General features: G+C 68.4%; 9 protein-coding genes and 1 riboswitch. Of the genes, 2 read left to right on the top strand and 7 right to left on the bottom strand.

Annotated elements, in window-relative coordinates; all coding sequences use genetic code 11:
• Positions 1-3: 3 nt before the first annotated feature.
• Complete coding sequence (locus ACYQR9_RS05635) at positions 4-450, top strand: cupin domain-containing protein (protein WP_056428555.1); 447 nt, start codon at positions 4-6, stop codon at positions 448-450.
• Between the two features lie 643 nt (positions 451-1,093).
• Here ACYQR9_RS05635 and ACYQR9_RS05630 read toward each other — a convergent pair.
• The 7 genes from ACYQR9_RS05630 to ACYQR9_RS05600 all read right to left on the bottom strand — a co-directional run bounded on the left by ACYQR9_RS05630 (position 1,094) and on the right by ACYQR9_RS05600 (position 13,377).
• On the bottom strand, positions 1,094-2,596 hold the full coding sequence (locus ACYQR9_RS05630; RefSeq protein WP_461228975.1) for a PepSY domain-containing protein: 1,503 nt from the start codon (positions 2,594-2,596) through the stop codon (positions 1,094-1,096).
• On the bottom strand, positions 2,590-4,791 hold the full coding sequence (locus ACYQR9_RS05625) for a TonB-dependent receptor (protein WP_461228974.1): 2,202 nt from the start codon (positions 4,789-4,791) through the stop codon (positions 2,590-2,592). Before ACYQR9_RS05625 ends, ACYQR9_RS05630 begins: the two co-directional genes overlap by 7 nt.
• Before the next feature lie 298 nt (positions 4,792-5,089).
• A riboswitch (cobalamin riboswitch) is annotated at positions 5,090-5,291 on the bottom strand.
• 97 nt (positions 5,292-5,388) lie between these two features.
• Complete coding sequence (locus tag ACYQR9_RS05620) at positions 5,389-7,728, bottom strand: TonB-dependent siderophore receptor (RefSeq protein WP_461228973.1); 2,340 nt, start codon at positions 7,726-7,728, stop codon at positions 5,389-5,391.
• Positions 7,729-8,036: 308 nt separating this feature from the next.
• Entirely contained in the window at positions 8,037-10,040 is a 2,004-nt protein-coding gene (gene fhuB, locus ACYQR9_RS05615) for a Fe(3+)-hydroxamate ABC transporter permease FhuB (protein WP_461228972.1), read from the bottom strand.
• A 52-nt stretch (positions 10,041-10,092) separates the two neighbouring features.
• Positions 10,093-10,908, bottom strand: a complete 816-nt coding sequence (locus tag ACYQR9_RS05610) for an ABC transporter substrate-binding protein (RefSeq protein ID WP_461228971.1) — start codon at positions 10,906-10,908, stop codon at positions 10,093-10,095.
• 70 nt (positions 10,909-10,978) lie between these two features.
• Positions 10,979-12,268 carry an MFS transporter gene (locus tag ACYQR9_RS05605; RefSeq protein WP_461228970.1) on the bottom strand — a complete coding sequence of 430 codons (1,290 nt, stop codon included), beginning with the start codon at positions 12,266-12,268 and terminating at the stop codon, positions 10,979-10,981.
• Between the two features lie 41 nt (positions 12,269-12,309).
• Positions 12,310-13,377: a DUF2218 domain-containing protein gene (locus ACYQR9_RS05600; protein ID WP_461228969.1), complete on the bottom strand. Its 1,068-nt coding sequence runs from the start codon at positions 13,375-13,377 to the stop codon at positions 12,310-12,312.
• Positions 13,378-13,911: 534 nt separating this feature from the next.
• Between ACYQR9_RS05600 and ACYQR9_RS05595 the strand changes: the two genes are divergently transcribed.
• Positions 13,912-14,694 carry a GNAT family N-acetyltransferase gene (locus ACYQR9_RS05595; RefSeq protein ID WP_461228968.1) on the top strand — a complete coding sequence of 261 codons (783 nt, stop codon included), beginning with the start codon at positions 13,912-13,914 and terminating at the stop codon, positions 14,692-14,694.
• Positions 14,695-14,701 lie beyond the last annotated feature (7 nt).

Below are 14,701 nucleotides of genomic sequence, written 5' to 3'. Positions count from 1 at the left end.
GCGATGGACAAGGACCCGACACATTCCAGCACGGCCGCCCATGCGGTGTTCGACGTCGCCGCCGCCGTGGCGACCCTGCCGGAGGCCTGTTCCACCATGGTGGCCGACCATCGCTTCGTCGACGTTCCGGCGGCGAGCGCACGGGTGTTCCGGGTCTATTCACCGACCCCGCCACACAGCCACGCCTCCTGCGACGAGTATCTCTACGTCCTTTCCGGCCGCTGCATGATGAAGTTCGCCGACGAACCCGCCGTCGAGGTGGGGCCGGGCAAGCTGGTGATGTTCCAGCGCGGCGTGGTGCATTCCGTGCCGGAGATCCTGGAGGAGCCGATGGTGTTCCTCTCCGTCGACACACCCCGCCGCGAACCGCGCGACATCCGCTTCGTCTCGGACGGCACCGGCACACCCGACAGCTTCATGCGCCAATCGCAGCAGGCCCAGCAGCAATAGGGAACGCGCGCCCCCCTCTCCCCGCCGGGCGGGGAGAGGACGTCGTCCTCCCCTTGCCGGGAGGCGACGTGAGCCCGTCAGGGCGAGGGTGAGGGGGTATCTCCGGATGCGGCTCCTTCGGATAAGCCCCCTCACCCTCGGCTGCCGCCTTGCCGCGCCGACGACAGGGCCGTCGCGGCCCTCTCCCCGCGCGGGGAGAGGGGAATGCGCGCCGGCCTTCGAGCCCAACAGTCTGAGGGCACGTCCCTATTCGGAAATGGCCGGTCCCCCTCTCCCCGCGGGCGGGGAGAGGACGTCGTCCTCCCCTTGCCGGGAGGCGGCGTGAGCCCGGCAGGGCGAGGGTGAGGGGGTGTTTTCGGATGCGGCTCCTTCGGACGCGCCCCCTCACCGTCGGCTGCCGCCTCGCCGCGCTCCCCAACGAGGGGGAGACGCGGCCCTCTCCCCGCGCGCGGGGAGAGGGGAATGCGCGCCGGCCTTCGAGTCCAACAGTCTGAGGGCACTTCCCTATTCAAAAGAGGCGGGGTTCCCCCTCTCCCCGCGGGCGGGGAGAGGACGTCGTCCTCCCCTCGTCGGGAGGCGACGTGAGCCCGTCAGGGCGAGGGTGAGGGGGGATCCCCGGATGCGGCTCCTTCGGACGCGCCCCTCACCCTCGGCTGCCGCCTCGCCGCGCCGACGACGGGGTCGTCGCGGCCCTCTCCCCGCACGCGGGGAGAGGGGAATGCGCGCTGGCCTTCGGGCCGATCCGCCGCCAGCCGATGACGAGCCCTGTGATCACCAAGGCTCCGGCGAGCAGATTGAGCAGCCATTGCGCCGCGTCCCTCGCCGGCGGGTGGCCGACGAGGACCGGCAGATCGAGGCGGTGGAGCGCCGTGAACAGCCAGCGGTTGACGCGGCCGGAGCGGTCGAGCCGGTTGAGGATCTCGCCGCTCTGCGGGTCGACATGCAGCCAAGTCGCGGCGGGATCGGCAAAGCGCAGGCGCAGGATGGGGAGCGTCCCGCTCGTGAGCGGCGACCAGTAGAGGTCGTGGGATTCCAGGCGATCGACGCCCTCCAGCCTCGCACCCGACATCGCGAGACCCGCCGCCGCCGCGATCCGGGCGGTCGAGGGTGCGTCTCCGATCGCCCGTTTGCCGGTGCGGTCGAGCCCCATCGCGACCCAGTGTCCGCCGATCCGCGCGAGATGCAGGCCGAGGGGCGCATGGGCGGCCATCGCCCGCAGGCTCTCTGTCTCGATGCCGACAGGGTTGTCCGCCCCGGCATAGGCCTCGCGCAGGGCGGCGGGCGGCGCGAGGGAGGTGAACCAGCGGTTCGGGTTCATCGAGAGCCAGCCACTGAGGATGAAGGTGGTGAGGCCGATCCCGCCGATAAGCCCGGCGAAATGGTGCCAGCGTGCCATCCCGCGATAGGGCGTGACGCGCCCTCGCGCGTAGCGCCGCCTCAGGCGCAGGCGCCAGATCCCCAGGACGAGGCCGGTGAGCGCCGTGAAGGCGGCGATGCCGGAGAGCCACAGCACCACGTCGCGCCACAACTCCGCGCGGGCACGCAACGGCGTGAGATAGACCCAGTGGGTGACGGCACCGACCCAATTCCAGCCGCGCTCGAACCGCGTCGTGTCGAGGACGATCTCCCCCGTCCCTTTCGAGACGTAGAGCTCCGTGCCGGCCGCGTCGTTCACCGCGATTTTGTGGAACGGGCGGAGCTGATCGTAGCGGGCCGTCACCGTCCATTGGTCGCGCGCGACCTCCTCCACGGACGCGCCGGGACCGGCCCCGGTGAGGCGCTGGGCCGCCTCGGCATCGACCGGACCCGCCGGCGCGCCGGTCCGCGCCGAGAGGGTGATGCGGCGGCCATCGCCGGACGATATCCGGTAGACCGGCTCGTCGCCGCGCATTTCCAGATCGAGGCTGCGGGGCATCCGGGTCTCGCCCAACTGGGCCAGGGCCTCGTCCGGCGAGACCGCGACCGCCTCCCACGCCATCGGGCGAAGACGCGCGAGGCGCTCCGTCACCGTCAAGCTCGGGAACGGCACATAGAGCATCACCAGCCCGGAGCCGATCCAGAGGGCGAAGAGCAGCCCGGTTCCGATGCCCAGCCAGCGATGGCCGAGGACCAGCCACCGCTTGCCCTGCTTGAACAGGCTCACCACGCGACGCTGTAGGCGACCTCGAACGAGCGCGGGCGCCCGAGGATCCAGTTGGTGCCGATCCCGTCCACGGCGTTGCCGCTGATCGCGTAGGTTGTGTCGAACAGATTGTAGACGCGAAGGCTCAGGCGCGAGGCCGGGGTGACCTGATGGTCGAGGCCGAGATGGGCCAGGGTGTAATCGGGCCGCGGCGCAGTGTTGGAGAAGTCGCTGAAGACCCGGCCGACATTCTGCAGCCCGATCCGCGCCTCCCAGTCGCGGGCGAAGGCCCAATTGAGCCAGACATTGGCGACGCGCTCGGGCACGTCTTTGGGCTGGTTGCCCGCATAGGACACCGCCCCTTCCCGGAACTCGTCGTATTGCGCGTGGAGCAAGGCGAGGTTGGCGTCGATGCGCCAGCCGTCGGGCAGGCGCAGGGCGAGCGCCCCCTCCACCCCGTGCGAGGATTGCCGGCCGACCTGGGTCGAGACATTGGGCTGGCCCGGCACCGCCGAGATCAGGTTGTCCTTGACGATGCGGTAGCCCGCCACCGTCCATTCGAGGGCGCCGTTCAGCGCGAGGCCCTTGGCCCCGACCTCGATCTGCTCGCCGGTGGAGAGGTCGAAATTGGCGTTCGTTTGCGACAGGCTGATGAGGCTTCCCACCGGATCGGTGGCGGTGGCGTATTGCACGTAGAGGGCCGAATCCGGCGTCGGGTTGTAGACGAGGCCGAACCGGTAGCTCAGGGCCTCGAACGAGCGCGCGAAGGTGTCGCCGGTCTGCAGGTTACGCCGGTGCAGGGTCGGCGCGTCGAAACGCACGCCGGTAAGGAAGGAGAGCTGCTCGCTCAGGATCAGCCGGTTCTCGGCGAAGACCGAGGCCTGGTTGGTGCTGGTGGCATAGGCCGGGCTCGCGCGGCCATTGGCCGGGAACAGGCCCGGATCGTAGGTGAACGGATCGACACTGGTGACGAGGCCGCCGCCCACGCTGGAGAAGTTGTTGGTGTGGCGGAAATCCACGTGGTTGACGTCGAATCCGATGGCGAACTCGTTGCGGAAGCCGAACAGGTCGCCCTTGAAGGCGGCGTCGAAGCGGTTCCCGACCTGCTCCTGGTTGTGGTAGATTTCGAGGTAGTCGGACCTGTCGATCCGTCCAGTACCGCTATTGAACCGGTACTGCTCGACATCGAGCCAGTGGCGACGGCTCTGCAGCCGGTAGGCGGTGTTGCGGATGGTGATGTCGGCGCTGGGCGTCCACTCGGTCTTGAGCTGAGTCCAGTTATCGGCCCAGACGATCTTCGCGCCGTCGACATTGTAGTTGTTGTTGCGCAGGGACTGGACGATCCGGCCATTGACCAGCGGCGTGCCCCAGTAGCGCGCGGGCTCCTGGTAGCCGAGATCGTGGCTGAGGGTGACGGCGAGATCGGGGTTGAGCTGGAACAGCAGCGCGCCCGAGACCGCGAGGTTGCGGAAATCCCCGTTCGGGCTGGTCCAGCCGCCGTCGCGGTTTCCGCTGACATTGAGGCGGTAGGCCACCGCATCGCCGATGGGGCCGCCGAGATCGACGGCGAGGCGCGCGAGCCCGTCCGACCCGGTGGCGGCGCGGGCGGCATGGATCGGCGTGAAGCTCGGCTTCTTCGAGACCACGTTGACCACGCCGCCGATGGCGCCGTCGCCATAGAGCACGGAGGCCGGGCCGCGCAGCACCTCGATCCGCTCCACGTTCCAGGTGTCGAACGGGAAGGTCACCGTGCCGGCGCCCACGAACAGCCGCGTGCCGTCATAGAGCTGCTGGATCGAGTTCGGGCCGGCGAAGCCCCGGCTGGAGAAGGCACCGTTGCCGTTGCCCGGCGACGCGATGGTGGTGATGCCAGTGGCGTTCTGCGTCACCGCCTCGACCACCGTGTTCTGGCCCCGAATGCGCGCGGTCTCGCCGCTGATGACATCGATGCTGGCGGGCGTCTCCAGCGGCGTCAGGCCGAGGCGACTGGCGCTGCGGGAGGGGGTCGAGAGGTTGAGCCCGACAGGGTTCGCCCGCGTGAGGCCGACCCCGCTCCCCTCCACGGTGAGCTGGTCGAGGGTGACGCTATTCTGGCCGATGGAATCCTGGGCGCGGACCTCGCCCGCGAGCAAGGTCGAGCCGAGGAGTGACGCGAGGAAAGCGGTGGCGCGGGCCGGGGATATCCGCCCGGGGGCGCGGTGGATGACCTGTGTGGGCATGTTCGTTTGGGCAAACCGGAGTGATCGCTGGCCGAATGCCGCGCCCCTTCTGCTATATCGTATGTTATAACGTTACAATACGTCGAACCGGGCAAAATGCCTGCGCGGAGGACCAAACGGTCTCGCCGAGGGCAAGCTGTGGAGCGATTCTGTAACGGAAGGAACAGGGACGATCGGGCATCGCGGGCGAACGGCAGGCGCGGCTCAGCGCAGTGGCACGTCACCGCGAACGAAGCCGATCCCCACGCGAGCGCAGGTCCCGACACCCCACCAGGACACCCCGCCCGATGCGTTTCGCGTGTGACCACGACTGACGGCAGGTCTCCTGGCTCGCGGGTCGACGCCCTCTCATCGTCTTCCCAGAAGCCGGAGCCTCCAGTGACGTGTTGATGATGGGCTCGCCGCTTACAGTTGCGGGGGCAGCCGCGGCATCGGGCTCAAGACCCTCACCGCGTTCCCTTTTGATCCCCCGAAGGGGAACCGTCATCGTCAGGCTAGTCGAGGGCGAGAGACCGCGTCAACGACGTCACGGCAACAGCCCAAAAGAAAAGCCCCGGACCGTTCGATCCGGGGCCGATCTCATCGGATGCGTATCGCCTACCAGCGGTAGGTGACGGAGCCCGTCACGCGGCGGCCTTCGCCATAATTGCAGCCGACGAAATTGACCTGTTGCGAGCAGGTGCCGACATAGACGCGGTCCGTGATGTTGTTGGCCGCCACCTGGAAGCGCCAGTTCTCGTATGTGTAACGGAGCGATGCGTCGAAGAGGACGTAGTCCGGCACGCGGATGTTGTTCTGGGGATCGCCGAACGATTCCCCGATGTAGCGGACACCGCCGCCGATCCCGAGTCCGCGGAACATGCCGGTCTGGATCGTGTAATCCAGCCAGGTCGCTGCGGTGAAGTTCGGCACCTGGATCGGCCGCTTCCCAACCGCGCTGGGATTGCCGTCCGGCGCATTGTCCTTCGTCACTTCGGCCTGCAGGACCGTGAATGACGAGATGAGCTTCAGGCCGTCGAGGAGGTCCACGGTGGCCTCGCTCTCGAAGCCTTTCACCTCGACTTCGCCGTTCTGATAGAAGGCCTGCTGCAACGGGTCGCTGGGGTTAAAGAACAGGGCGTTGGTCTTCTTCGTGTTGAACACGGAGAAAAGAACCGAGGTGGCTTGGCCCGGCGGCTGGAACTTCACGCCGGCCTCGATGGTCTCGCCGATCTCGGGCTTGGCCGGGGTTATGTTGTAGGTGAGCGGCACCGCACCGATGCCGGGCACGACCGCGATCGTGCTGTTCTGGAGGAAGACCGGCAACACATTGAACGAGCGCGCGGCCGAGACATAGGGCGTCAGGCCGTTGTCGAAGAGATACGAGAGCCCGACCCGGCCGCTATAGGATTGCGCGTCCTGGTTCGCGCCGAAGCTCGTGGGAATGCCGTTCGGGAACGGGACGGCGTTGAGCATTTGGCGCACGGTATCGATGACCGGGTTCTGAGCATCGGTCTTCGTCGTCACCCAATCGTAGCGGGCGTTCATGCTGAGCAGCCAGCGATCGTAGAACTTGACCTGATCCTGAGCGTAGACGCCGACTTGCTCCTGCTGCAACCGTGACAGGAGGGAGCGCGGAAGTTGCGCGACGGGCTGGCCGTAGACCGGATTGAGGATGTTGAGCGGGCCGACGAACGGGCCGATCCCGAGCAGGCCGAAGCTCGTACCGCCGTACTGGTCGCTCTTGTTGTTGATCTTGCTGTAATCGACCCCGAGCAGCGCGGTGTTCTTGATGTTGCCGAACTGCGCATCGTGCTGGATCTGGGTATCGACGGTGAAGACGCCGTAATCCTCAAGCCAGGTCTGAGCCTCGCGGGTGACGGTGTTGGGCATCGCCGGATTGGTGACGCCCGTGGAGTAGATCGCGTTGTAGTCGGTCGAGGCATGGGCGTAGCGCAGGTTCTGGCGCACGGTCCAATGGTCGTCGAACCGGTGTGAGAACTGGTAGCCGCCCTCGAAATGCTCGGCGAGGAAGCGCGAGAAGCCCGGCTCCCCGAGGAAGCGGCTGCGCATTTCCGACTTATTGGGGTTACTGCCCCGGGTGTATTCGCGCGGGATGGCGCGGAACGTGTCGCCGGTGCGGTCTCTCTGATAATTGCCGAGCACCGTCAGGCTGGTATCCGCTGAAGGCGCGAAGGTCACCGCGGGCGCGATGTAGATTCGGTCCAGCGGCGTGTAATCCACTTGCGTGCCGCCTTCGCGCAGCAGGCCGGTGATCCGGTAGAGGATCGTCTTCTCAGGGTTGAGCGGGCCGCTCAGGTCGAAGCCGAACTGCTTGCGGTTGAAGCTGCCATAGGAACTAAAGATTTCCCGCAGCGGCTCGACCGTCGGCTTCTTGGTGATGAAGTTGACGAGGCCACCCGGATCGTTGAGCCCGAAAAGGCCCGAGGTCGGGCCGCGCAGCACGTCGATGCGCTCCACGCCGTAGGGCTCGATCGGGAAGCCGGAGAAGCTCGTCTGTGGCAGACGCATCCCGTCCTTGTAGATGCCGCGCTGGGTCTGGTCGAAGCCACGGATGATCAGCTGGTCGAAGCGGCCATCCTGCCCCTGGGGCGACGCGAGGATGCCGGCGCTGTAGGCGAGCGCATCGGCCAGGTTCTCTGCGCCGCGATCCTCGAGCTGCTTCTGCGTGACCACGGACACCGACTGGGGAATCTCCCGCAGGGTCGCGTTGGTCTTCGTTCCCGACATGCTCCTGGGCACGACGTAGGAATTGGCGGCCGTCACGCCACCTCCATTGCCGCCTCCCGAACCATTTCCGGAGCCCTGCACCGACAAGGTATCGAGCTGCACCGCCGCCGTGCCGCCCGAAGCGGCTTGGGCGGAGGCTTCCCCGCTCCACAGGGCGGGAACCATGGCGAGCAGCGCCACGGTCGAGACGCCGGCGAGGCAGCGCATGCCACTCACGGCTTTGTGAGAGAACGTGCCAGAAGAGAGCAACATGCCATCAGACATAGGGAAGACCTTGATCGTCGGAAATACGGCGCAGACCTGATTGGTAAAGAACGAGATTTCCTTGTCGATGCATCGCGTAGAACGATTCAAAAACAAGATCGGGTCTCGACAAGACGAATCCACACGGCGTCTTTGTCAGCAAGTCAAAGTTGAGATTTAATGACAAAAGTTGCGGCGGCGTTGCCTAAGAAACACAACCCTTCTTTGGAACAATTCAATTCAAGAGCCGCAAAAAACTTGTCGAAAGACGATCAACGGCGGGCCAGCAGCCACATCAGGAACGGCCCACCGACGAGGGTCGCCACCAATCCGGCGGGGAGCTGGTAGGGGAAGAACGCCATCCGTCCGACGAAATCCGCCGCGACCATGATCAGCGCCCCTGCGATGGCCGCACCGGCGAGTTGCGGCGCGGCCCGGGTGAGGCCCGCCAAGCGCGCCACCTGCGGCCCGACGAGGCCGACGAAGCTCAACGGCCCCGCCACCAGGGTCGCCGCGGTGGTGAGGATCGCCGCCAAGGCCAGGATGACGAGACGGCTGCGGCGCAGGCCGAGCCCCAGCGAGCGGCCCGTCGGAGCGCCGAGGGGAAGCAGCTTGAGCCAGCGGGTCAGGGCGGGAAGGCAGGCGGCCCCGAGGACGAGGATGGCGATGGCAGCGACGGCATCCTCCGGCGCCACCCGCGCCGTGGACCCCGCCGTCCACCCCAGCAGCATCACCACGGAGGGATCGCCGCTGATCATCAGGATGGTGAGGAGGGCGCCGAACCCGGTGGTGAGGCCAATACCGGCCAGCAGCATCTGCTCGGGCACGGTGTCGGCACGGCGGGCGAGGCTCGCGATCGCCAGGAGGGTCGCGAGGGCCCCGAGACTGCCGGCGCCGAGCAACGCCATCCGGTCCGGCGTTCCGAGGACGATGGTGACGGCAACGAGGCCGAGGGCGCCCCCGGAACTGATCCCGAGCACTTCGGGGCTCGCTAGGGGATTGCCGGTGAGCCGCTGCAGCAGGGTGCCGGCGATGGCCAGCATCGCGCCGGCCGCGAGCGAGGCGGCGATACGGGGCAGGCGCCAGGGAAGCAGTTCTTCGAGGCCAGCCCCGAGGCTCCAGTGCCAGCCGGCCGGGTCGCGGCCGAGGGTCAGCGCGACGAAGACGAGGAGGGCCAGCGACACCGCACCGGCCAGGATCAGGCGCCAGGGCCGCGTGAGCCGGGCCGAGGCGCCGCCCTCCGGGCGATGCAGCGCGCCGACGCCACGCAGGCGCGGCAGCAGCCAGAGCAGCATTGGCACGCCGACGAGGGAGGCCAGCGCCCCCGTCGGCACCTGTGCGATGGGGGCGAGCGCCAGGACCACGGAATCGGTGAGCCAGATCAGGGCGGCCCCGAGCAGGGGCGCGGCGATGAGACGGGCGCGCAGCGTGCGCGTGCCGGTGAGGCGGACCAGGATCGGCGCGGCGAACCCCACGAAACCGATGACGCCCACCCCCGCCACCACGAAGCCGCCGAGCGCCACCGCGACGGCCACGGCGAGGAACCGGACCCGGCCGAGGGAGAGCCCGAGGCTCTTCGCGTTCGCCTCGTCGAGGTCGAGCAATGCGAGCGGCCGCGCCATCAGCGCCACCAGAAGGACGGCGACCGCGAGGCGGGGCGCGAGATAGGCCGGCGCGCTCCAATCGTTCATGGCGAGCGAGCCCGCTCCCCAGACGAACAGGCCGAACAGCCGCTCCTGGTGCAGGATCACGAGGAGGGTCTGGATCGCCCCGCAATAGAGCTCGACCACGAGCCCGGCCAGCAGCAGCCCCAGGGGCGCGAAGCCCTTGGCACGCCCCAACGCGAAGACCGCCAGCACCGCCAGGGCGGAGCCGGTGAGCGCCACGGCCTCCCGGCCCTGCGAGAAGAGGCCGGGCGCGAACAGCGAGGCCAGGGCCAAGGCGAGCTGCGCCCCGGCCGAGATGCCGAGCGTCGAGGGCGAAGCGAGGGGATTGCGCAGCACTTGCTGCAGCACCAGCCCCGACAAAGCGAGGGCGGCGCCGGCGAGCCATGCGGTGACGATCCGCGGCAGCACGCTCTCATGCAGGATGACCTGCGCGATGTCGGTCCAGTCGGGACGCCACAAGGCTTTCAGCGCGAGGCCGAGCGGCATGTCGGCCGTGAGCGTGCGCAGGGTGAGGAGCCCGGCCACGAGGGCCACCGCGCCGATGAGGAGCCATGTTCCGCCGATCCGCGAGCGGCGCGGCGCGGGGGCGGCCAGGCCTAGTTCAGCCAAGTTTGGTTCAGCCGAGACCGATTCCCCCAAGCCCGATCCGGCCAGTTTCGCATCAGCCACGGGGGCAATTCCGCTTGGAGAGATCGGTCATCAGTTCGGCGAAGCGCGCGATGGCCGGCAGCCCACCGTAGAACCAGACCGGCGGCACGACATCGACATGGTGCTCGCGCACCGCCGGCAGCGTCTGCCAAAGCCGGCTTCCGGCCAACGCCTTGGCCGCATCCGACCGGATCGGCCCGACATGGACCATGCGGGCATCGGCCGGACCGGTGGCGAGCTGCTCGATCCCCACCGCCGTGAAGCCGGATGCGTTGCTGGCGCCGGTCCACGCATTCTCGATGCGGAGGCGGTCGAGCACGGTCTGGAACAGGCTGGTGCGGCCGTAGACCACGATGTTGCGGTGATCGACGATCCAGACGAGGTAGGTCGGGTGCCTCTCGGCCGGGCAGGCGCTCGCCGCCGCCGCGTCGAGAATCGCCTCGGTACGGGCCTCCAGGGCCTTGGCTTCATCGACGCGGCCGAGACGCAGAGCGATGCGCATGGTCTCCGCCTTCGCCCGCTCGTAGGGATCGCCCCCGGCATTGGCGATGGAGACCGCCTCCGTCGGGGCGATGCGCGACAGGAAGCTGCCCTGCGTCGCCACCTGGATCGGGTTGGCGAGGATGAGGTCCGGCTTGAGGCTCGCCAGCACTTCGAGGTTGGGCTCCACGACGAGGCCGAGATCCACCACGCCCTCGGGGAGCGCCGGCGACACCACGGTGCGGTTGTAGTTCTCGGGCTGCGTCACCGCGATCGGCACGATGCCGAGGCCGAGGAGGAGTTCCACGGCGCTCCAGTCCAGGGCCGCGACCCGCGGCTGGGCGGGCATCTTTTTCTCCGCGCCCGCGGGCAGACAGGCCAGCATGAGGAGGCAGGCCGCCAGACCGACAACGGCCCTTCTAGCGGACATCGACGGCAGCCAGGGCGAGATCGTCGGCCTTCCTTTTCGCCTCCGGCGCGAGGCTCGCATCCCGCAGGGCTGGCGTGAGTGCCGCAATGGCGGCGGTGGCGGCGAGGCAGAGGCCGCCACCCGCCGCCATGGCGATCCGCGCCGAGGCGAGATGGGCCGTCGTGCCCGCCTGCATCCCCCCCAGAGCCGGCCCGATCGTCTCCTCCAGCACCCACAGGCTCGACACCCGGCCCAGCATCGCGTCCGGCGTCGCGCGCTGGATCAGGGCCGCGCGCAGGATGCCGGCGAGGCTCGCGGCGGCGCCGAGAGTGGCGAGACAGAACAGGGCGGGAGCCATGCCCTCACTGAAGCCCAGCGCGATGCAGGCGCAGGCCCAGATCGCCACGCAGGCCACGAGCCAGCGCCCGGCGAACGGGCTCGCGCCGGCCCGTCCCGAGGCCAGGGCGCCGAAGAGCGCGCCGGCCGAGGGGGCGGCATAGAGCAGGCCGATGCTGTCGGGCCCTCCGCCGAGCCCATGCGTCGCGAGTTCGGGCAGCAGCACGTAGGGCACGGCGAAGACCAGGGCGACGAGATCGACGAGGAGCAGGCTCAGCACCAGGGGCGAGCGGGCGATATAGCGCAAGCCCCCCATGAAGCCGGCCTCGTCGGCGGCGAGCACGGGGAGGGGTGCCGCGGCGGACGGGCCGGCCAGCGGCGGCAGCGGCGGCAGGAACCCGAGCACGATCGGCGTGATGCCGGAGATGAGCGCGACGACGCCGTAGCACGCGACGAGCCCCGCGCCGGCGGTGATCGCCCCGGCGAGGAACGGCCCGGCAATGGCGCCCGCCTGCGCCGCCACGGCGGTGAGCGCGGCGGCCCCCGACAGGTGCTCGCGCCCGACGAGGGCCGGGGTCGCGGCCATGATCGCCGGCATGCCGAAGCCGAAGGTCGAGCCGCCGACTACGGCCGCCGCGTAGATCGGCCAGACCATCGGGGCCGCGAGGGCCGCGTTGGCCATGAGGATCAGGATGGTGAGGAGATGCGCCGTGCGCGACCAGACCATGACCGCGCGGCGGTCGTAGCTGTCGGCGAGCCAGCCGCCGACGATGAGCGCCAGCGCCATCGATCCCGCGACGGCCGCGTTGAGGAACGCCACCTGCAGCGACGACGCGGTCAGCGCGTACATCTGCAGGCTCACGGCGACGCCGAGCACCCCGAAGGCGAGGAACGAGGCAGCCCGCGCCGCATAGAGCAGCTGGAACCCGCGGCTCGCCCGCAGGGGAGACAGGTCGAGCATCATGGAATCATGCCGCCTCGGATGACGCTCTTTGACATCACGCTTCAATCCTCGTCCTTGGCGTCTTCGTCGGCGCCGCGCCGCCAATAGGCCACGGCGAGATGCTGGTCACGGGTGAGGCCACAGGTCTTGCGCCAATGCGCCCGCAGGGCCTTGAACGCATCGAATTCCGAGCCGGCCCAGGCGAAGACCGTGCGATCCTGCGGGAACGGGATTGCCCGGACCGCATCCGCCAGGAGCGTGGTCGTGCCGGGCGGTGCGCCGTTGCGGTGGAGCCAGCGCAGCTCCACCCCCTCGGGCCGGTCGAGCGCCTGCTCGTCGGCCGGCCCATCGACCTCGATCACCGCGACCCCGCCGACATGGCCCGGCAGCCGCCCGAGGATGCGGCCGATGGCCGGCAGGCCGGTCTCGTCGGCGGCGAGACAATACCACTCCGCCGCGCCGACGCTGCGGCCCCCGGGGCCGAGCAGCCCGACCACGTCCCCGACCTTGGCGCGTTTCGCGAAGGACGCGCCGGGACCGGCGTCGTGATGCATGACGAAGTCGATGTCGATCTCGCCCGCAGCCGCGTCGATGCGACGGATCGTATAGGTCCGCATGGAGGGCGCGCCGTCGCCCTGCGGCCAGACCGGGATGCCGTCGATTCCCGGCACGGGCCATTGCGGCGCATGGCCGGCGGGCGGAATGATGACATGCACATGCATGTCGAACGCGTCGTAGCGCGCCAGGTCCGCGCCGATGAAGGTGACCCTGCGCATATGCGGCGTGGGATCGACGATGCGCCGGACCGTCACCTCGCGCAGGCTCGGAATGGTCTCGTCGGCGCAGCCGTCGCCGGTCCAGACGATGGAGGCGTCCGTCGCGCCGGGAAGCTCCTGCAGATGCGAGGCGAGCATGAACTTGACGACGGCGAGGGAGGTCTCGTCGGCGGCCTCCGCCTTGAGGGCGAGCAGGCCTTCGGCGGCGACGAGGGTTCCGGTCCCGACATCGAAATCGACCCGGCCGCGTCCCGGCTCGTGAAGCACGGGGATGTCGTGTTCGAGGAAATGCTCGCACAGATCCGCGATGTAGCGCCCGGCATCGGCGAGGCGGACCTGGGCTTCGGAAGCCATGGCTATCACGAGATGTTCTCCACGAGAGCGGGGCGAGATGAGGCCGAGCCTCGATTTGATCGATGACCGTAAAGGGCTGAGCAACGCAAGGCAGCGCTTGAATATTCCGACACCTTCATCGGTTCAAACCACCATGTATAGTATGGATCTCGACCCGGATCATAAGCATGATACTCGGTCGTGTACTGGATTCACGCAATGCCCACAACCCAGGGGTGAGTCTGGGGCGATCGGGCTCTCCGCATCCCGGTGTCGGTGTGTCTTGAAGGCAGGGGATGGTGCGAGCCTGACGGAGCGCCGTTCGAACCGGGCAGGTAGAGATCCGGTCGACCTGCCATGTCGAGGTAAATCTTTCCAGTCGCATCTATATCCGGTACGGATTTTCATCATTCCATTTGCAAGGTAAATTCGTTCTCTACTAGGATATGGACAAACCGAAATGAAACCCCATATTCTTGGGCGTTCGCAGCCTGACTCGACCAATACTCTTGCCGCATAAAGCCTTATTCTTATGAGGCTCTTCTTGGAGAATGCATGACGGGAATCGCCTTTCGCGAGATGCTCGACGCCCATTGCCTGATGCAGTCGGGCTGTTACGTCTCGGATGTCGAAACCGCGCCCGATGGTGGACGCTACCTCTGGTCCGCCGCCATTCCGGAACCGGGCTTCAATGTCGGCGTGGAGACCACCGATCTGTCCTGGGTCCGGGCGGCTTCCGCGAAACGCGAACGCCTGCCGGCCCTTCTCGTCACCGAGGACCGGGACCGCGAGAGGCTCGGAACCCATCCCGACCTGCAGGCGGCCTTCCCGACGCGCTGGATGGTCCGCGATTGCAGGCAGGCGCAGACGCCGGTCATGCCGGGCGGGCTGACCCTCACGGCGGAGGCGAAGGCCGCGCCCAGCGAGGCGTATCTGTCGGTCTGTCGCGGCCTCTACGACGACGAGGGCGTGAACGCGATCGCCGAGGCGGTGTTCCTGCCGGTGCTGCGGGAGGCCCAGCCGGTCGAGGGCGTGGAGGCGCATCATCTCACGGTGAGCGAGGACGGCGTCCCGGTCGCCTGCGCCTCGCTCTACCGCTCGGGAGGCCTCGCGGGCCTCTACAATGTCGGCAGTCTCGCGAGCCGCCGCGGGCGCGGTCTCGGCGCCCTGGTCACGCGGGCGGCGATCGAGACGGCGAGACGAGAGGGCGCCGAGACGGTGATGCTGCAATGCGTGGCCGGCGGCCATGTGGAGCGGCTCTATGCCGGCCTCGGCTTCACCGTGGCGGCGAGCCCGACGCTGATGGTGTTCTCGCATGGCGACGCGTCCGCGGAATGACGCGATA

Source organism: Methylobacterium sp. CM6241 (assembly GCF_054817845.1).
This window is presented reverse-complemented; position numbering and strand designations above follow the sequence as displayed.